The organism is Serratia sp. NGAS9 (genome assembly GCF_009905295.1).
GTDB lineage: Bacteria > Pseudomonadota > Gammaproteobacteria > Enterobacterales > Enterobacteriaceae > Serratia > Serratia bockelmannii.
Window position 1 is genome coordinate 1,860,575 of sequence record NZ_CP047605.1, and the last position, 17,884, is coordinate 1,878,458.

The 17,884-nt window shown below is 57.0% G+C and carries 17 protein-coding genes and 1 tRNA gene; 11 read left to right on the forward strand and 7 right to left on the reverse strand.

Translation table 11 applies throughout. From position 1 onward, the window contains the following. Positions 1-42: 42 nt before the first annotated feature. The 3 genes from GUC32_RS08935 to GUC32_RS08945 all read right to left on the reverse strand — a co-directional run bounded on the left by GUC32_RS08935 (position 43) and on the right by GUC32_RS08945 (position 3,697). Positions 43-1,659 carry an aldehyde dehydrogenase (NADP(+)) gene (locus GUC32_RS08935; RefSeq protein ID WP_099817372.1) on the reverse strand — a complete coding sequence of 539 codons (1,617 nt, stop codon included), beginning with the start codon at positions 1,657-1,659 and terminating at the stop codon, positions 43-45. Positions 1,660-1,713: 54 nt separating this feature from the next. Then, on the reverse strand, positions 1,714-2,634 hold the full coding sequence (locus GUC32_RS08940; RefSeq protein ID WP_043141796.1) for a dihydrodipicolinate synthase family protein: 921 nt from the start codon (positions 2,632-2,634) through the stop codon (positions 1,714-1,716). A 208-nt stretch (positions 2,635-2,842) separates the two neighbouring features. After that, positions 2,843-3,697, reverse strand: coding sequence for an AraC family transcriptional regulator (locus GUC32_RS08945; RefSeq protein WP_025302353.1), 855 nt, complete (start codon positions 3,695-3,697; stop codon positions 2,843-2,845). Between the two features lie 389 nt (positions 3,698-4,086). Here GUC32_RS08945 and GUC32_RS08950 point away from each other — a divergent pair, with 389 nt between their 5' ends. The 4 genes from GUC32_RS08950 to GUC32_RS08965 are packed head-to-tail and all read left to right on the forward strand — an operon-like array spanning position 4,087 to position 7,676. Next, on the forward strand, positions 4,087-5,034 hold the full coding sequence (locus GUC32_RS08950; RefSeq protein ID WP_238969226.1) for a 4-hydroxyproline epimerase: 948 nt from the start codon (positions 4,087-4,089) through the stop codon (positions 5,032-5,034). Beyond that, on the forward strand, positions 5,034-6,158 hold the full coding sequence (locus GUC32_RS08955; RefSeq protein WP_369435687.1) for an NAD(P)/FAD-dependent oxidoreductase: 1,125 nt from the start codon (positions 5,034-5,036) through the stop codon (positions 6,156-6,158). Before GUC32_RS08950 ends, GUC32_RS08955 begins: the two co-directional genes overlap by 1 nt. Beyond that, a complete protein-coding gene (locus GUC32_RS08960) occupies positions 6,155-6,415 on the forward strand; it encodes a (2Fe-2S)-binding protein (RefSeq protein WP_025302356.1) in 261 nt (86 codons plus the stop codon). Before GUC32_RS08955 ends, GUC32_RS08960 begins: the two co-directional genes overlap by 4 nt. Beyond that, a complete protein-coding gene (locus tag GUC32_RS08965) occupies positions 6,408-7,676 on the forward strand; it encodes an FAD/NAD(P)-binding oxidoreductase (RefSeq protein ID WP_025302357.1) in 1,269 nt (422 codons plus the stop codon). Before GUC32_RS08960 ends, GUC32_RS08965 begins: the two co-directional genes overlap by 8 nt. Positions 7,677-7,716: 40 nt before the next feature. Here GUC32_RS08965 and GUC32_RS08970 read toward each other — a convergent pair whose 3' ends face one another. Further along, positions 7,717-8,076, reverse strand: coding sequence for a hypothetical protein (locus tag GUC32_RS08970; RefSeq protein ID WP_025302358.1), 360 nt, complete (start codon positions 8,074-8,076; stop codon positions 7,717-7,719). A 542-nt stretch (positions 8,077-8,618) separates the two neighbouring features. Here GUC32_RS08970 and GUC32_RS08975 point away from each other — a divergent pair. Next, positions 8,619-8,933, forward strand: a complete 315-nt coding sequence (locus GUC32_RS08975; RefSeq protein ID WP_033633390.1) for a hypothetical protein — start codon at positions 8,619-8,621, stop codon at positions 8,931-8,933. Between the two features lie 170 nt (positions 8,934-9,103). Then, positions 9,104-9,535, forward strand: coding sequence for a hypothetical protein (locus GUC32_RS08980; RefSeq protein WP_025302359.1), 432 nt, complete (start codon positions 9,104-9,106; stop codon positions 9,533-9,535). 17 nt (positions 9,536-9,552) lie between these two features. Here the strand turns inward: GUC32_RS08980 and GUC32_RS08985 are convergent, their stop codons facing one another. Further along, a complete protein-coding gene (locus GUC32_RS08985) occupies positions 9,553-9,894 on the reverse strand; it encodes a GlpM family protein (protein ID WP_025302360.1) in 342 nt (113 codons plus the stop codon). 121 nt (positions 9,895-10,015) lie between these two features. Next, positions 10,016-10,240: a DUF2594 family protein gene (locus GUC32_RS08990; RefSeq protein WP_004927950.1), complete on the reverse strand. Its 225-nt coding sequence runs from the start codon at positions 10,238-10,240 to the stop codon at positions 10,016-10,018. Positions 10,241-10,942: 702 nt separating this feature from the next. On the opposite strand from GUC32_RS08990, the gene uvrY reads away from it, so the two are divergent. From uvrY to GUC32_RS09010, 4 genes are all read left to right on the forward strand, one after another. Next, positions 10,943-11,599, forward strand: a complete 657-nt coding sequence (uvrY, locus tag GUC32_RS08995) for a UvrY/SirA/GacA family response regulator transcription factor (protein WP_004927947.1) — start codon at positions 10,943-10,945, stop codon at positions 11,597-11,599. After that, positions 11,592-13,424 (forward strand): excinuclease ABC subunit UvrC, encoded by a 1,833-nt coding sequence (uvrC, locus tag GUC32_RS09000; protein ID WP_025302361.1) that lies wholly within the window; start codon positions 11,592-11,594, stop codon positions 13,422-13,424. The genes uvrY and uvrC overlap by 8 nt, the downstream gene beginning before the upstream one ends. Before the next feature lie 58 nt (positions 13,425-13,482). Continuing rightward, entirely contained in the window at positions 13,483-14,031 is a 549-nt protein-coding gene (gene pgsA, locus GUC32_RS09005) for a CDP-diacylglycerol--glycerol-3-phosphate 3-phosphatidyltransferase (protein ID WP_004927937.1), read from the forward strand. 144 nt (positions 14,032-14,175) lie between these two features. Next, positions 14,176-14,251 (forward strand) — tRNA-Gly (locus tag GUC32_RS09010). A 1,003-nt stretch (positions 14,252-15,254) separates the two neighbouring features. Here the strand turns inward: GUC32_RS09010 and GUC32_RS09015 are convergent. Next, positions 15,255-16,442, reverse strand: coding sequence for an isochorismatase family protein (locus tag GUC32_RS09015; RefSeq protein WP_369435688.1), 1,188 nt, complete (start codon positions 16,440-16,442; stop codon positions 15,255-15,257). Positions 16,443-16,546: 104 nt separating this feature from the next. On the opposite strand from GUC32_RS09015, the gene GUC32_RS09020 reads away from it, so the two are divergent. Then, positions 16,547-17,449: a LysR family transcriptional regulator gene (locus tag GUC32_RS09020; RefSeq protein WP_149570397.1), complete on the forward strand. Its 903-nt coding sequence runs from the start codon at positions 16,547-16,549 to the stop codon at positions 17,447-17,449. Positions 17,450-17,884: the final 435 nt, after the last annotated feature.

A 17,884-nucleotide genomic window follows, 5' to 3' on the forward strand; every position in this document is an offset into this window, starting at 1 on the left:
TATTACCCTTTTGTTATTGAGTGGCAGGCAGATGCGGCCGGGCTAATGTTGGGCAGGTGAAACCAGGGGATCTCGGGTGTAAGCGCCGTTAACCAGTCGCAGCAGGTTGAGCGGGTTGGCGTCCTGCAGCGCCGGCGGCAACAGCGCTGCAGGGGTGTTTTGCAAACAAACTGGCCGCAGGAAACGCTCGATCGCCAGCGTGCCTACCGAGGTGCCGCGTGCGTCGCTGGTGGCCGGGTAAGGGCCGCCGTGCACCATGGCGTCGCACACTTCCACCCCGGTCGGGTACCCGTTGAATAGCACCCGACCGGCTTTGCGCGCCAACAGTGCCGTTAGCCCGGCGGCCATATCGAGATCGTCGTCGTCCGCCAGCAGCGTGGCGGTCAACTGGCCTTGCAATGCCGTTAGCGCCGCATGCAGCTGCGCTTCGTTATCCATCGCCACCAGGATGCTGGCCGGGCCGAAGACCTCCTGTTGCAGCAGCGGGTCGGCCTGCAGCAACAGCGCCCCCTCCGCCTGATAAAGCTGCGCCGCCGCCCGAAGAGCAGGCGTTTCGCTTCGGCCTGCCAGCCGCCGCATACCCGGGTGGGCATCGAGGGCCGCCAGCCCGTGACGGTAGTGCTCCAGGGTGCCGGCATTCAGCATCGGCTGCGGCTCGGCGGCGTTGACCAGGGCGCTCATCGTTTCGGTTAACCGATCGAAGGCGGCGCCGCGCAGCGCGACGATCACGCCGGGCTTGGTGCAGAACTGACCGCAGCCGAGCGTGAAGGAAGAGACCAGTTCCTGCGCGATGTGCTGCCCGCGCCGCGCCAGCGCCTTGGGCAGGATCACTACCGGGTTGATGCTCGACATTTCGGCGAAGACCGGAATAGGTTGGGGACGTTGCATCGCCAGATCGAACAGCGCCCGGCCGCCTTGCAGCGAGCCGGTGAATCCCACCGCTTGAATCGCCGGATGTTGTACTAAATCGGCCCCCACGCGGTTGCCGAAGAGCATGTTGAAGACGCCAGAGGGCATCCCCGTGCGTTCCCGTGCGCGCTCGATCGCCTGAGCGGTTAGCTCGGCGGTGATCATATGGCCGCTGTGTGCTTTGAACACGACCGGGCAGCCGGCGGCGAGCGCGGCGGCGGTATCGCCGCCCGCGGTGGAAAACGCCAGCGGGAAGTTGCTGGCGCCGAATACTGCCACCGGGCCGAGCGCCGTGCGGTATTGACGCAGATCGGGGCGCGGCAGGGGGGAACGCCGCGGCAGCGCGCAGTCGATGCGTACGCCCTCGACATCGCCGCGCCGCAGCAGCGTGGCGAACAGCCGCATCTGACCGCTGGTTCTGGCGCGTTCGCCGCTCAAGCGCGCCGGCGGCAGGGCCGTTTCCTGTGTGGCGAGGGCGAAGAAGGTTTCGTCCAAGGCATCTAGCTCCTCGGCGATGGTGTCCAAAAAGTTCGCGCGTTGCTCGGCGCTGAGTTGCGAATAGGGCACAAAGGCCGTGGCAGCGGCTTCGGCGGCGGCGGCGGTTTCAGCCGCCGTGGCTTGGTGGAAGCGGTAGCCGGTCGGCTGACCGTCGTCGGCGCGCAGGCTGAGCAGCGCAGCTTCCCCTGCGGCGCGGCGCTGGCCGCCGATAAATTGTTGGCCGCTGATGGCGACGTGGCGTTCGTTGGGCATGGATTCCCCCGGTAAATAAAGAGCGACGCCCGGCCTGGCCGGGCGGTGAAGGCGTTACAGGCCGACGTTCGGCAGCGCCGGACGAGTGGCCAGCGCTTTATCGATCACGGCATTGATCTCGGTGAGCGTTTCCCCCTGCAGCGCCAGGCGCGGTGGGCGAGTGATGGCGCTGCCGCGGCCAACCCGCTGTTCGCAGAGCTTGATGCATTGCACCAGATCGGGGCGGGCATCGAGGTGCAGCAGCGGCATGAACCAGCTGTACAGCGCCAATGCTTCCTCATAGCGCTTTTCCTTAGCCAGACGGAACAGGGTTTCCCCTTCGCGCGGGAAAGCATTGGACATGCCGGAGATCCAGCCTTGCGCGCCGACGGCGATGCTTTCCAGCACCACATCGTCCAACCCGGCGAACAGCACGAAGCGATCGCCGACTTCGTTGCGTAGGTCGATAAAGCGGCGCGTATCGCCCGAGGAGTCTTTGAAACACACGATGTTCTCGCAGTCGACCAGCGAGGTCAGGATGTCGGGTGTGACGTCATTTTTGTAAATGGGGGGGTTGTTGTAGACCATGATCGGCAGATCGGTCGCGCCGGCGACGCTGCGGAAGTGTGCGGCGGTTTCGTGCGGCTTGGCGGAATAAACCAGCGCCGGCATCACCATAATGCCATCGACACCGGCCTTTTGCGCTTCACGCGCCATGTTCTGCGCGAAGGCGGTGGTGAACTCGGCGATGCCGGCGATCACCGGCACTTTGCCGTCGGCGGCGTCTCTCGCCACTTCGATCACCGCCAACTTTTCCTGCATCGTCATCGAGGTGTTTTCACCGACGGTGCCACACACCACCAGACCGGAGACGCCGTCGCGCACCAGGTTTTTGATCACCGTATGGGTGGCGTCGAGGTCCAGAGAGAAATCGTTGCGGAACTGGGTCGTCACCGCCGGGAATACGCCGCTCCAGCTTATGGCTTTATGGCTCATAGTGTTTGTCCTGTCGTCCGAAAGTGTTAATGAAAAGTGAATCTTTAGTAAGGCTCACCGACAGATTGACCGGTATTGCGCAGGGAGGCTTGACGCTTTTCGCCGATTGCCGCGACGAAATTGGCACAATGGCGGCGGAAAGTGGCATGAAAAAAACCAGGCGCCGGTGCGCCGTGAGGAGAGGGAGGTAACCAGGTAAATCAGCGCGTTAAGCGGAAAGCGTCAGGCGGAAATCGCGCGGCGTGGAGCCGGTCATCGCTTTGAACTGACGGCTGAAGGCGCTGTGATCGGTATAGCCGCACTGTAGCGCGATGTCGGTGATTGGCAGATCGCCGGCCAGCAGTTCCGTGGCCTTTTCCAGCCGCACTTTATGGATCATCTGGCGCGGGGTGAGGTGGAAGATACGTTTGCAGTAGCGTTCGATCTGCGCCACCGACAACCCGGTCAGCGCCGTCAGCTCTTCAAGCGCGATCGGTCGCGCGTAGTGGCGGCGGATATGCACGTCGATCGCCGCCAGCCGTTGGTAGGCCGGGTGATTGGCCCTGGCCTCCTGCAGGTCGTGAGAAATACCCGCCATACCGATGATTCTTCCCTGCGCGTCATACAGCGCCAGCTTTTGCGTCAGGCACCAGCCGGTTTCTCGGCCATTGTACAGGTGCATCTCCAGTTGATCCTGGATCAGCACGCCGTGGCGCAATACCCGCAGATCCTGCTCGGTGTAGCCGGATCCGAGCTGAGCGGGAAAAACGTCGGCGGAGGTCTTGCCCAGCAGCGGCGTGACGGTTTTGAAACCGCAGCGCTTGGCCAGCGTGAGGTTGGCCAGCAGGTAGCGAGCCTGGGCGTCTTTGATAAAGAACACCACGTTCGGGATCGCGTTCAGCAACGGCGCGATCAGCGCCAGCGTATTCAGCAGATCGCGCAGGTTGTTCGGGCGCTGTTGCGCCAGTCCGTCGCACAGACGCGATAGATGTTCGACGGCAAAAACGTCCTCCTGCTCCGGCAACCCAACAAGCGAAGGCGGCGAGAGAGAAACCGGAGGCTGATAGTCTGAAGTGGATCGCATAACAGTCCCTTTTCGGTCGTTAGCCGGAAAAACAGGCGGGCCAGATTGGCACTTTCGCATCAATATTAACTTTTCTGTAACGAAGCAAGCGCTATTTCCGGCCGGCTGCTAAATATGCGGATTGCCGCATACTTTTGCCGGGCGGTGTTTGGCAGTTGCTTGAAAACTGCGGTGTTTCTCGCTACATAAAGGTTTAGCATGGAAATAAAAGTATGATAAATAAGTCATTATTATGGCATTCGTTAAGCGTATACCCGCGCCGCGTCAGACCTGACTTTTATCACTGTGCTGATTTCTTCATTCGCCGCGCCGAAACGCATCAAGCCGCCATGCTCACATTCGTTCAGGCTAATGCCATTGGTAACATCTCATTAACTCAGGAGACGCCGATGGCACTTTCTGCGCATATCACCGCTTTGCGGGCGATCGATTCTCATACCGGCGGAGAGCCGACACGTCTGATCGTGGAAGGGTTTCCCGATCTCGGCGAGGGCAGCATGGCGGAACGGCGGGCGCGTTTCGCGCAACATTATGACGATTGGCGCTGCGCGGTGATGCTCGAACCGCGCGGCAATGACGTGCTGGTGGGGGCGCTGCTGTGTCGCCCCTGCTCGCCGCAGGCCACCGCTGGGGTGATCTTCTTTAACAACAGCGGCTATCTGGGTATGTGCGGGCACGGCACTATCGGGCTGATCGCTTCGCTGGCGCACCTGGGGCGGATCCACGCCGGGAGCCATCTCATCGAGACCCCGGTCGGCACGGTAAACGCCACGCTGCATGACGACGGCAGCGTCACGGTGGAGAACGTGGCGGCTTATCGTTACCGTCGCCAGGTGCGGCTTGAGGTTGGGGGATACGGGCCGGTGACGGGGGATATCGCCTGGGGCGGTAACTGGTTCTTCCTGATCGGCGAGTCGCCGTTACCTATCGATAGACAAAATCTGGAGGCATTGACCGCGTTCACCTGGGCGGTGCGGCAGACATTGGAACAGGCGGGCATCTGCGGTGAAGACGGCGGAGTGATAGACCATATCGAACTGTTCGGTGACGATCCGCAGGCCGACAGCCGAAGCTTCGTGTTGTGCCCCGGCAAAGCCTATGATCGTTCTCCGTGCGGTACCGGTACCAGCGCCAAACTGGCGTGTCTGGCGGCGGACGGCAAACTGCCACCGGAAACGCAGTGGCGGCAGGTCAGCGTGATCGGTAGCGAATTCCAGGCCTATTACCGCTGGAATGGCGAACGTATTACTCCTTTTATTCGCGGGCAGGCCTATGTGTGTGCCGATAGCCAACTGCTGCTCGACGAACGCGATCCCTTTGCCTGGGGAATACGCTGATGGGCACAGGACTGAAAGCCGATGTCATCGTGATCGGCGCCGGCATCATCGGCGCTGCCTGTGCCTGGCGGTTGGCGCGGGAAGGGTATCGTGTCTCGGTAGTGGACGATCGTCGCGCCGGTGCGACCGCCGCCGGCATGGGGCATCTGGTATGCATGGACGATAATCCGGCTGAGCTGGCGTTGAGCGCTTATTCGCTGCGGTTATGGCGTGAAGTGACGGGGCGGATGCCGCAAGCGTGTGCCTGGCGCGGCTGCGGAACGCTATGGCTGGCGGATAAAACGGATGAAATGGGCATTGCCGAACAAAAGCGGGCGCGGCTGGCGGAGCAGGGTGTGACTGCGGAACTGCTGACGGCGGAGCAGATCGCCGCCGTGGAGCCGATGCTGCGGCACGGCCTGGCCGGTGGGCTGCGGGTGCCGGCCGACGGCATTGTGTATGCGCCGCTCGTGGCTCGCTGGCTGTTGGACGACGGTAGTGCGGCGATCGACGTGGTACATGGTGAAGCGACAGCACTGGAGGAAGGGGCAGTGAGGCTGGCGGATGGCAGGCGCCTGGCTGCGCCACTGGTAGTCCTGGCCTGTGGCCTTAGGGCCAATAGCCTATTGCCGCAGGCTTTGCTGCACGCCAAGAAGGGCCATCTGGCGATCACCGATCGCTACCCGCCGCGGGTGCGGCATCAACTGGTGGAGTTGGGATATGGCGCCAGCGCGCATGCCAGCGACGGTACGTCGGTGGCATTCAATGTGCAGGCACGGCCCACCGGACAATGGCTGATCGGCTCTTCCCGCCAGTTCGACGCCGTCGATTCGGCGTTGGACATGCCAGTGTTGGCGGCGATGCTCAAGCGTGCGCAGCATTTCTTGCCCGCACTGGCGCAGATGAACATCATTCGCTGCTGGGCCGGGCTGCGCGCTGCCTCTGCAGACGGGCTGCCGTTGTTGGGCGCACATCCGCGGCATTCCTGGCTGTGGTTGGCGCTGGGGCACGAGGGATTGGGTGTCACAACCGCCCTTGGTAGTGCCGCGCTGATTACTGCGCGGATCGGCCGGCAAACGCCGGAGATTGATGATTCCCCCTATTTGGCGGCGCGCGCGTTTGCCGTCGAGGAGCTGCCTGTATGAATGAAAGACAAAATACGCTCTCGTTGAGTATCGATGGAGAGCACCGGCGGGTGCCGGTTGGCCTCAGCGTTGCTGCGGCACTCAGCCTGTGCGGTGACGATCGTTGCCGGTTGTCGATTTCACACCAACCACGGGCCCCCTTTTGCGGCATGGGCATTTGTCAGGAGTGCCGGGTGACCATTAACGGTCTGCGTCGCCTGGCGTGCCAGACGCTGTGCCAAGCCGGCATGCGCATCGAGAGGAGCGATGATGAGTAACTTCGACTGTGAGGTGCTGATCGTCGGCGCTGGGCCGGCCGGCATGGCGGCGGCGCTGGCCGCTGCGGAAAGTGGTGGTCAGGTACGAATGATTGATGATAATCCACATCCAGGCGGACAAATCTGGCGCGATGGACCGCAGGTGGCATTGCCTGAAATGGCGAACCGCTATCGGCAGGCGGTGGTGACGAAGGAAAATATTGCGCTGCAGTCCGGCTGCAAGCTGGTGGCGCAGTGTGGCGCTAACCGATTGGCATATGAAGATGCCGAAGGCTGCGGCGTGATTCGCTATCAAAAGTTGATTTTATGCAATGGCGCTCGTGAACTCCTGTTGCCGTTTCCCGGCTGGACGCTGCCGGGGGTGACCGGCGCCGGTGGTCTACAGGCGCAAATCAAGCAAGGGCTGACAATCCGCGGTGAGCGAGTAGTGATAGCAGGCAGTGGTCCACTGCTGTTGGCGGTGGCGAACAGCGTAAAACAGGCCGGCGGCGAGGTGGTGCTGGTGGCTGAGCAGGCACCGCTTTGGCGGTTGGCGGCGTTTGCGGGCGGCTTGTGGCGCTGGCCAGCCAAGCTGCATCAGGCGTTTTCTCTGATGCCGCATCGTTATCGTGCCGGTAGCCGGGTGCTGGCGGCGTTGGGGCAAGACCGTTTAACCTCGGTGCACGTCAATAACGGTGGGCGGCAAAGAACGATCGCCTGCGACAGGTTAGCCTGCGGTTTTGGATTGGTGGCGAACATTGAGTTGGCCATGCTGCTGGGGTGTCGGATAGAACACGGTGCCGTAGCGGTGGATCATTGTCAGCAAACCAGCCAGGCGCAAATTTATGCCGCCGGGGAATGTACCGGCATCGGCGGCAGTGAATTGGCGCTCACCGAAGGCGCCATCGCCGGTTATGCCGCCACCGGTCAGAAGGAAAAAGCCGATTTTATGATGGCGCAGCGGCAGCGGTGGCGGCGTTTCGCCACGGCGACAGCGGCCGCTTTTACGCTCGATGAACGCATGAATTCTCTGGCCAAACCGCAGACGCTGCTGTGCCGCTGCGAAGACGTCGCGCTGGAACAGGTCCGCCATCAGCCGGATTGGAACACGGCTAAGCTAAGTAGCCGCTGTGGCATGGGGGCATGCCAGGGTAAAGTCTGCGCGGCGGCGGCGAGGCAGCTTTTGGGCTGGCCTTTGCCACCGCCGCGTGTGCCTTTAACGCCGGTCAGGGCGGAAACACTGGTTGCGCTGGGGCTGAACCGAAGTGATGACGACGGCTGAATGGATTAGCGGCATGTCACCCTAGGCAAACGCCGCCACATCACCATTGCGGCCAATAGTAGGTTTTCTCTCGCCAACCTTTGCTGTACATACAGGCTTCGATGGTGGCGTTTCGGGCGGACTGATTGCGGTCGGTCTGCACCGTCTTAATCGACGGCTCTTTGTCATAGCGGTATCCCGATGGGCAATCTTTCTTATTTTTCTCGCAAGGGATGTATTTGTTTTCGTAGCTGAACTCCACGTCCCGCACCACGTCCGGCGGAAAACGATCGTAGCCGCGGCTGCGGCATTCGGCATATTCGGCATCCCGGGTACTCTCGACCGCGCCGGGCCTTTCCCATTGGGTGCAGGCGGTCATCATCAAAAGCGGCAAAACAATCAAACAACGGTAATTCTTCATGGTGTCCCTAACTCTTTCTCTGTCCTGAGGCTCTCCGACTAGGAATGTTCCTAACTGGCGAGGTAGGAAAGTGTAATAAACTGGCGGAATAATTGGAAATGATAATGGTTATTGTTTAGGTATGATTGAGGAAGTGCCGCGTTGAGAGAGGATGTGGCACATTGGGGAAGTCAGTAGGGATCTGCGACCACACGACGAAGGTGGGTCGATGTGGTGCTGGTTTTATTCATTCTTTTTATGCCGTAATGATCCGAGCGCAATTGCATCGTTTTGATGAGTGAAATAATATGCATGCTAAGTATATTCTTATCTGGCCTGGCTATTATTTTTATTTAGGATATTTACCCATGCCAAGGATTTAATACTCGGTATTAATACTCTATTTTTTTATTTCTGTTTTTTTATTGGGGTTTTATTTCCGGGTTTTTTCTGGGGAAGGCTTTTAGTTATAGGGAATTCATTTGCATTTTAAATTTGGATTTTTTAAATTCATTTTAGAGGAAGGGTAATCGTACGCGACAGCGTCAAAAAAGGAGTTTATTTTGTCTGGGATAAAGAAAACGCCTGAAAGTCATGACGGTTTACCTTCACCATCAGAGGATTATGATACTTTCAAGCACCTCTCCGATGTGGGGGCCGTGTTGGGATATGGGCGAACTCGCTTTTATCAGTGGTGCCGCGGACGCGGATTTCTAACCCCAATGAACGTTCCATCACATGAAATGATCAGCCTGGGATATATGGTGGCGGTGTTATCAGAGACCGGTCATACCCGAGTTTACGTCACGCAGGATGGTTTCAGTTACGTCAGTGGTGCTTTTGCGGCAGATATCCAACGTGGCATGATCAAGTTTTAAATCTGCAAGAATCGCCTTTATTTCAATAGCTTTAATGCAGAATCTTCTTATTCCTGCCGGTTTGTGGGTGAGTGGGAAGTTATCCGATTTTTTCGTCTCTGCAGTATGAATGCTACTGGAGACAGCTATTCTCTTGTTACGATAAGCATTATTTTCTTCAGGAGCCAAGGATGAAGCATTACGCCGCGTTGTTATTTGCCTCTGCACTGTTGACGGGATGTGCGACTCAAGTCGTACCGCCGCAACAGGCTGAATTGCCGCCCCCAAGCCGTCTGATGCTCTATCAGAATATCCCGGATACGCCTTACGCTACGGTGGTGGTGGTGCGCGACAGCGGAATGCTAGCGGGGAGCTGTCGCACCGGCGTCTATGTGAATGGGGAGTTCGCCGCTTCGCTGGGGTCGAAAGAGAAAGCAGAATTTCGCGTGCCGCCAGGCAATATTACGGTCAGTATCGGGCAAGATATGATCGAGAATAATCTGTGTATTTGGCGTGAGACCGGCGGCAGTGTACCGATGACGCTGCGCGCCGGTGAAAGCCGCTATCTGCGTATCGCCGGCGATCGGCAGAGAGGCTTCGTTTTGCAGGCAGGGCGGCCGTAACATTTCCGGCAAGGGCGTTAACGCCCTTGCCACCATCCCCACAGCGTAATGAGTAGCCACGCCGCTGCAATCCAGCACAGTACCGCCGCACCCAGCGCTAACGACAGCCGCAGACTGTTAATCAGGAAATACAGCGAAATCAAATACACCAGGTAGGGCAACACCGCCCACATGCCGAAAATCAGCGTCGTTTTTAGCGCCGCTATTGAACGTTCGCTGCCGACAACATAATGCGCAATCAAAGCAAAAGTGGGGAAGAGCGGGACTAAACCGGCGATATAATAGTTGCGCGTTTTGGCCAACAGGCCAATCAGAACCACGACCAGCGCGCCGATCAGCGCTTTGACAAGGATGCCCATAACGGTCTCGGGTGTGGGGGAAAGTCAACACACTGCCCGAAAGTCTGTGCAAGATCAATGGCGTGTTGCGTAGCGCGGGGAAAAACAGACCCGCATGAAACGCGGGTCTGAGAGGCAACGTTTACTGGCGGTAAGCGTGCTTGATTTGCTGAATGCTGTTCTTGAAGATTTCCGCCTGAGTCGGATCTTCAATCTGGGCAATGAAACGTTCCATGTTGATGATGACTTTCCCGGCGTCGGCCTGGCCGATCGACTTCAGGATCAGCGTCAGCGTAGCTTTGAGGCAGGCAACCTCGGTCGCCAAGATTTCCGGGTTTGCAGACGTAGTGAAATCAACGTTGCTCATTTTCTCTCCTGATTTTTTGAGGCCGTAGCCTGATACAAGCTGCTTTGGCGCACCGCGCGTGGGCTAAACAGTTGTCGCGCGCGGTGGCGAATTTAACTGGGCGCGGAGTATAGCATAGCATGCGTCCATCATCTGCACCGGGCTTGCTCCGGTCACGCGGGTGGGCAACGTTCGCTCATTGCTTGTCCGAATCATCCTCTATCGGCAAGTTATTTCGAGGTGGTTAACAAGTATTTGTCCGGCACGTTATTGTTGAACGATGGGGTTATTATAATTATTTGGAGCGTAGTACACCGATTTTAGCGGCGTTTGCCGGGAATAATAGTTTCGACCGTGGGTTGCCAGACCCGCGTTGGCAGCGGATTTTGCTACGCCTTTAAATATCAAATGATTACAAATAGCCAATAGCCGTGTTAATATTATTCATGTCGTGATTGCTTACACAGATTTCTCACTCGCAGCATGATTGTCGCGCTATCCTGTGTCGGGTACAGCGCCGCGGAATTATTTTCGTCGCCTGATGTTTTCCGACGTGACGATTTATCGGCGGCATAGACGGCTAAAATTGAAAAATCAGCTCTGCTCCGCAAAGTTATTCGAAAGTATGTATTAATCTGTGTTCATTCTTGTCTGAAAAACAAGTAATATCTCTGGCGAAAACAGAGGCCGATTGCGTTACTCCCTTTTTTTGGAGATTTTTCCTTGATTAGCGTTCTTCTTGTTGATGACCACGAACTGGTGCGCGCAGGGATACGACGCATTCTTGAAGATATCAAAGGTATAAAAGTTGTCGGTGAGGCCCAGTGCGGTGAAGACGCCGTAAAATGGTGCCGTGGCAACGCTGTCGATATCGTGCTGATGGACATGAATATGCCGGGCATTGGCGGGCTGGAAGCCACGCGCAAGATTGTGCGTTATGCGCCCGACGTCAAAGTCATCATGTTGACCATCCATACTGAAAATCCTTTGCCCGCGAAGGTGATGCAGGCGGGGGCCGCCGGTTACCTGAGCAAGGGCGCCGCGCCGCAAGAAGTGATTAACGCCTTGCGTTCCGTGCATGCGGGGCAGCGCTATATCGCGTCTGACATCGCTCAGCAGATGGCCTTGAGTCAGCTGGAGCCGCAGGCTGAAACGCCGTTCAGCTGCCTGTCTGAACGCGAGTTACAGATCATGTTGATGATCACCAAAGGCAAAAAAGTGAATGAGATCTCGGAGCAACTGAGTCTCAGCCCAAAAACGGTGAACAGCTACCGTTACCGCATGTTCAGCAAACTGAATATCAGCGGCGACGTCGAATTGACTCACCTGGCCATCCGACATGGATTGTTCAATGCGGAGACGTTGTTAAGCAGTGAATGATCGTTTTGATGCCAAAGCCTTCCTGAGTACCGTCACCAGCCAACCCGGCGTCTATCGTATGTACGACGCCACGGGGACGGTGATCTACGTCGGTAAAGCCAAAGACCTGAAAAAGCGTCTCGCCAGCTACTTTCGGCAGCAAGTCAGCAGCCGTAAGACCGAGACGCTGGTTAAAAATATCGCACAAATAGACGTAACGGTTACCCATACCGAAACGGAAGCGCTGTTGTTGGAACATAACTACATTAAATTGTACCAACCGCGATATAATGTTCTTTTGCGAGACGATAAATCTTATCCGCTGATTTTTCTCAGCGCGGATACCCATCCCCGTTTGGCGGTGCATCGCGGCGCCAAACACGCCAAGGGCGAATATTTCGGGCCTTTTCCCAACTCTTACGCCGTACGCGAAACGCTGGCGCTGCTGCAGAAGCTGTTCCCGATCCGCCAGTGCGAAAACAGCGTGTATCGCAACCGTTCACGTCCGTGTCTGCAGTATCAGATCGGCCGCTGTCTGGGGCCTTGCGTCGCCGGCCTGGTGAGTGAAGAAGAATATCGGCAGCAGGTGGACTACGTGCGGCTGTTCCTTTCAGGCAAAGATCAACAGGTATTGCACCAGCTGATTGCGCGCATGGAAGAAGCCAGCAAACTGCTTAATTTCGAAGAGGCGGCGCGCATTCGCGATCAAATTCAGGCCGTACGCCGCGTCACGGAGCGGCAGTTCGTGTCGGGCGACAGCGACGATCTGGACGTGATTGGCGTGGCGTTCGATGCCGGTATGGCGTGCCTGCACGTGCTGTTCATCCGACAGGGCAAGGTGCTGGGCAGCCGCAGCTATTTCCCTAAAGTGCCGGGTGGTACGGAGATGAGCGAGGTGGTGCAGACCTTTGTTGGTCAGTTCTATCTGCAAGGCAGCCAGGCGCGCACGCTGCCCGGCGAGATCCTGCTGGATTTCAGCCTGCCGGAAAAAGACCTGCTTGCGGAATCGCTCTCCGAGTTGGCGGGGCGCAAGATCCAAATTCAAAGCAAACCGCGCGGCGATCGCGCCCGTTATCTGAAGCTGGCGCGCACCAACGCGGCAACGGCGTTGACGACCAAGCTGTCGCAGCAGTCGACTATTCATCAGCGGCTGGCGGAATTGGCCAAGGTGCTGAACCTGACGGAAATCAACCGCATGGAGTGCTTCGATATCAGCCATACCATGGGCGAGCAGACCGTGGCTTCGTGCGTGGTGTTCGACGGTAACGGCCCCGTGCGAGCGGAGTATCGGCGCTATAATATCAGCGGCATTACTCCTGGTGATGACTACGCGGCGATGACGCAGGTGCTGAAGCGCCGTTACGGCAAGGCGCTGGAAGAGAAAAAGATCCCGGATGTCATCTTCATCGACGGCGGTAAAGGGCAACTCGGCATGGCGATCGAGGTATTCAAATCGCTGAACGTCACCTGGGACAAGAATAAGCCGTTGCTGATCGGCATCGCCAAAGGCGCCGACCGCAAGGCCGGGTTAGAAACGTTGTTCTTCGTCCCGGAAGGCGAGGGAATTTCTCTGCCGCCGGATTCGCCGGCGCTGCATGTGATCCAACACATCCGCGACGATTCGCACAATCATGCGATTACCGGTCACCGGCAGAGAAGGGCGAAAGTCAGAAATACCAGCGCATTGGAGCTGATTGAAGGCGTAGGGCCGAAACGGCGCCAGGTGCTGTTGAAGTATATGGGCGGACTGCAACCTTTGTTGAACGCCAGCGTGGAGGAAATTGCAAAAGTGCCGGGTATTTCACAAGCATTGGCAGAAAAGATCTACAATGCATTGAAACACTGAGGGCAATGTAGCAACATACTCTTAATTTCCACTCTAGCCAGATAGTTACCGTAGCATTATGCAATTGAATATACCGACTTGGCTTACCCTGTTTCGCGTAGTTCTGATCCCATTCTTTGTGCTGGCGTTTTATCTGCCGTTCAACTGGGCTCCGATGGTTTGCGCCGTTATCTTTGTGTTTGCCGCCGTCACCGACTGGTTTGACGGCTTCTTGGCACGCCGCTGGAAACAAACAACGCGCTTCGGGGCGTTTTTGGATCCGGTCGCGGACAAAGTGATGGTGGCGGTGGCGCTGGTGCTGGTGGCGGAGCACTACCACAGCTGGTGGATCACGCTGCCGGCGGCCACCATGATCGCCCGTGAAATCATCATTTCGTCGCTGCGTGAGTGGATGGCGGAAATTGGCAAACGCAGCAGCGTGGCGGTGTCCTGGATTGGCAAAGTGAAAACCATGGCGCAGATGATGTCGCTGGTGGGCTTGCTGTGGCGGCCGGATCGCTCCGTAGAGTATGTGGCGATTGGTTTGCTGTATATCGCGGCGGTGCTGACTTTCTGGTCGATGTTCCAATATTTGAACGCGGCACGCAACGATCTGCTGGAACCGTGATCGATACGCTGCAAAAATCGGCAAACGATCGTGATGCGCCAACAATTTTATTGACTCATCACGTCAGGTAAGTAGAATGCATCGCATCAGACGACAACGATGAATTGCCGAAAGATAGCAAAGAAATCAGTCAGTTCTGGTAATGCGGGAATAGCTCAGTTGGTAGAGCGCAACCTTGCCAAGGTTGAGGTCGCGAGTTCGAGCCTCGTTTCCCGCTCCAAACATTAGCCTGTTGAATCCCCGTGATTCGGCAGGTATGAGAAAGGGGCTTCGGCCCCTTTTTTGCACTCTAAATCCACTCGCTTGGATCCAGTCCCAGCCAACACTTTTAGTCTATCGATGCGAGCGCGAAGCCTGTGCTGCCGTTTTTACTGTCCGGCGATACCCAGAAGCAGGCATGTTGATGGTGACGATGTTGGCTCGGGGCGGCCTCTGGAAGTGGCCGAAATCCCTATTCAGCAGGGTTTGCAGACCTATGTCGACCTGTGTGAACGTTGGCCGCCGATCGTTCTCAATATCCTTGTCTCGAACACAGAAGATCACTTGCGCAACCATGGTGTCTTCTGGCTCCGGGGAGCGGGTGGCGGCTGTCTGAAGCTTACAATATGAACCCTGTGCCTTTCGTCAATGGTATGAAGCTCAGTATTACTGATGCAGACAACGCTTTGGATCTTGAGTTGGTTCGTGAAGTCGCTCATTATTTCCGATCGAGGTCTGCGGACGCCAATGAGATTATCGCGAACTTTCATGGCGGTGTCGGCCGATGGAGAACGATTGCTGATGCGCTGAGGCTCCCTGCTTGCGGAGGACTGAGTGCGTAACCGATTTGACTTCTTGGTCATTTCGCAATGGGTCCATGAACGGCCACATTATGTCTCAGCAAGCTCTGGGATCAATATTCCTCCTGCGTTGACGAGAATACTCGTTCATGCAAGTTGTAATTCCTTCTGGCCGGGCCACCGCCAAACCTCGGCTATGGCACGTCTCATCGCTTATAGTGGTGTTGCCACCTCAAGAGGCTGCGCTTTTTTGCGAATGTCGGTGGGGACATCATAGGTCACCAGGTGGCCAGGCCCATCGCCAGAGGCAGTGTATAACAGGGGATACACAGAGGACTCTTATCTACGGTGAGTTTGGAGGTGACCGTCATTTTATCGCGCCGCTGTATTTAATAAAACGGCGGTGCGATAAACTTCTTCCCTCCAACTTGTCAACGAACGAGGTCAGACTGCGGTTTGAGACGCGGCGGGTACAGCAACCGCATCGATTTCGACCAGCACATCTTGTCGGAACAGAGTTTCTACGCCGATCAAGGCGCTGGCGGATTCATGCCCTTTGAGCCAACGATCGCGGATCTTGCGAATTGTGGCCAACTGATCGGGACGATAATTGCGCACGTACAGCGTCATTCTGACAATATTTTCGGGTGAACTGCCCGCATGCTGCAGTGTGTCGTTCAAATTCTTGAATGCCAATTCCAATTGCTTCTCCAGCCCTAAAGGGACTTTGTTGTCAGCAGTTACTGGGACATGGCCACTGAGAAACAGCAGGCCACTCTGTGTTTGCACAGCGCCGGAGACGCCGGGGATTTTCTGGCCTGGGGCCGTCAGCAGACGTAGCGATTGGGCTCTTTCCGGTGCGGGCGCCGGGGCAGTGGTGGAGCTCGCTTTCAGTGCTGTCTGATCGCCGAAAGACAGAGTTTCGATAAACGCTTGTGTCATCATGGCCCAGCCAAAATGATGCACTACGTCGTTCAGAACGTGTTGCTGTTGCTGAGTGGTGAAAGCGGCCGTCGCGTCGCTGAGGATCACTGGCTCATAGCCCAGATCGTGTGCGGCGCGTAATGTGGACTCGATGCAGACGTGGGTGGCGTAACCGGCCAGGTACAGCCGGGTAATGCCTTGCCCGCGCAGATAGTTGTCCAAATCGGAGGCGGCGAATGCGCTGGCACCCGCACGCCCGCTGATGACAAACTCATTTGATCGCGGAGCGAATGGTGGATAGAACAGCCAGCCTTTATCCTGTTTTTGCCAGGTGCCGGCTTTGGGGATGGCGCCGCGTAGCCCAAATGGTTTGCGCCCGAGTTCACGGTAGTCTGGCGACAGTTGCAGCGTAGCGTGAATGACCGGCATCCCCGCCTGGCGAGCAGCCTCCAGGGCGCGTTTGCCCGCTTCCTGGGAACGGGCGAGCGATCGCTTGTCCTGGATCAAACCATGCAACTTACCTTGCGGATCCAGCCACTCATTGACGAACTCGATCATGACCAGCGCCGCACGCTCTTCTCTCGGCTGCTGTTGCGGTATTAAGTGTTGCGCTGTGGTAGCCACAGCTGCTGCGGCTTGGCTTGCCGTTACAGCCATAGTAGAAAGCAAACATAGTCGCGAAAACAGACCGTTGGTAAATTTCAACATGTTGTATCCCTCATCAGTTAGTGGAGGAATAACTATATGGATGATGAACAGGAATGATAATGCCTTTATAATCAAAGTTACTGTGAATTAAGGGAATAATAAGAATGGATCCATTCAGTGATATCAGCACCTTTGTCAGAGCCGCCGAAGCCGGTAACTTCACGCGCGCTGCACGTGTGCTGCGTATTACGCCTTCTGCGGTGAGCAAGTCGGTGGCGCGTCTGGAAGCAGAACTTGGCGTGAAATTATTCCACCGCTCACCGCGGCAGATCACATTGACCGGCGATGGCGAAGTTTTCTTCGACGTTTGCAGGCAAGGCATGACGGCCATTGAAGACGGACGCAGTCTGCTGGGTGGTAGCGCCCAACCGTGGCGCGGAAAACTGCGGATTTGTGTACCGGTGAGTTTTGGTCAATGCGTGGTTGCGCCGGCACTCAGCGAGTGGCTGGTTGCCCATCCGGGACTAGATATCGAGCTGACATTGACCGACCGACATGTTGACATGACGGCCGAACGTTTCGATCTGGCTGTTATGTTGGGCGAAGTGCCGGATTCTCGTCTGGTTGCGCGCGCTTTGCCGCCACATCGTTTCCTGACCGTTGCGGCACCGGCTTATCTGCAGCGGCATGGTGCACCCAGTTTCCCCAGCGATCTTGGCGAACATGCTTGCCTACGCTATATCATGGCCAATAGCGGCCAGTTTCGTACCTGGACATTCTCCCGATCCGGGGAAGCATATCGCCACTTTCCTATCGGACCACTGGCCAGCGATCACGTCGCCGTGCTGCTGGCATTGGCCGAAGGTGGGCAGGGCATTCTCCAGGCGCCGCATTACGTTGTGGCACCGGCGTTAGCTGCAGGTAGGCTTGTCACCGTGCTGAACGAGTTTGACAGCGTCGGCGCGCCGTTGTCTGTAGTGTATGAAAAGGCGCGTCATGCTTCTGCCCGAAACAGACTGGCTGTCGATTTCTTACTCGAACTCGGTAGCCGGCTTTTGCCGACTTGATGTATCTGTCGAACGATGCGGCAATCGCTGTCAGGGGCGAGGAATTGCGGTCAGGGAAAGCAGAAGGTGTGACGGGCAGATAGTCTGTCTCACTGTTGCCGGCGACTCTATGCGTGTGGGCCGAAGATTGCGCGATGTCCCCATGATGATGCTTTGCACGCTACCCTATGATCATAAGCAAATGAAAAGCCGGGGAGGGCGCGGGTAAGCGATTCCTGTAGAGAAAAAAAGATCCGATTTGCCCGTGAACTCCCGAGCCGACGCATATAAAATCAACATTCCGCTTGCCTTTCCGTCGGCATTGTGAACAGTGCGCCCACAAAATAAGCAGTTGAAAGCGTTAGAGAACTTTTTGCTATTTCGGGGGGTTGCCAAGGTGGGGGGTTTAGTCCATAATGCAGTCCATCGATTCGGCGGTAACGAAATAAATTACTT

Bases quoted from the DNA above. Each gene is read 5' to 3' on its own strand.
- GUC32_RS08935 (WP_099817372.1), bottom strand. From the start codon at position 1,659: ATGCCCAACGAACGCCACGTCGCCATCAGCGGCCAACAATTTATCGGC.
- GUC32_RS08940 (WP_043141796.1), bottom strand. From the start codon at position 2,634: ATGAGCCATAAAGCCATAAGCTGGAGCGGCGTATTCCCGGCGGTGACG.
- GUC32_RS08945 (WP_025302353.1), bottom strand. From the start codon at position 3,697: ATGCGATCCACTTCAGACTATCAGCCTCCGGTTTCTCTCTCGCCGCCT.
- GUC32_RS08950 (WP_238969226.1), top strand. From the start codon at position 4,087: ATGGCACTTTCTGCGCATATCACCGCTTTGCGGGCGATCGATTCTCAT.
- GUC32_RS08955 (WP_369435687.1), top strand. From the start codon at position 5,034: ATGGGCACAGGACTGAAAGCCGATGTCATCGTGATCGGCGCCGGCATC.
- GUC32_RS08960 (WP_025302356.1), top strand. From the start codon at position 6,155: ATGAATGAAAGACAAAATACGCTCTCGTTGAGTATCGATGGAGAGCAC.
- GUC32_RS08965 (WP_025302357.1), top strand. From the start codon at position 6,408: ATGAGTAACTTCGACTGTGAGGTGCTGATCGTCGGCGCTGGGCCGGCC.
- GUC32_RS08970 (WP_025302358.1), bottom strand. From the start codon at position 8,076: ATGAAGAATTACCGTTGTTTGATTGTTTTGCCGCTTTTGATGATGACC.
- GUC32_RS08980 (WP_025302359.1), top strand. From the start codon at position 9,104: ATGAAGCATTACGCCGCGTTGTTATTTGCCTCTGCACTGTTGACGGGA.
- GUC32_RS08985 (WP_025302360.1), bottom strand. From the start codon at position 9,894: ATGGGCATCCTTGTCAAAGCGCTGATCGGCGCGCTGGTCGTGGTTCTG.
- GUC32_RS08990 (WP_004927950.1), bottom strand. From the start codon at position 10,240: ATGAGCAACGTTGATTTCACTACGTCTGCAAACCCGGAAATCTTGGCG.
- pgsA (WP_004927937.1), top strand. From the start codon at position 13,483: ATGCAATTGAATATACCGACTTGGCTTACCCTGTTTCGCGTAGTTCTG.
- GUC32_RS09015 (WP_369435688.1), bottom strand. From the start codon at position 16,442: ATGTTGAAATTTACCAACGGTCTGTTTTCGCGACTATGTTTGCTTTCT.
- GUC32_RS09020 (WP_149570397.1), top strand. From the start codon at position 16,547: ATGGATCCATTCAGTGATATCAGCACCTTTGTCAGAGCCGCCGAAGCC.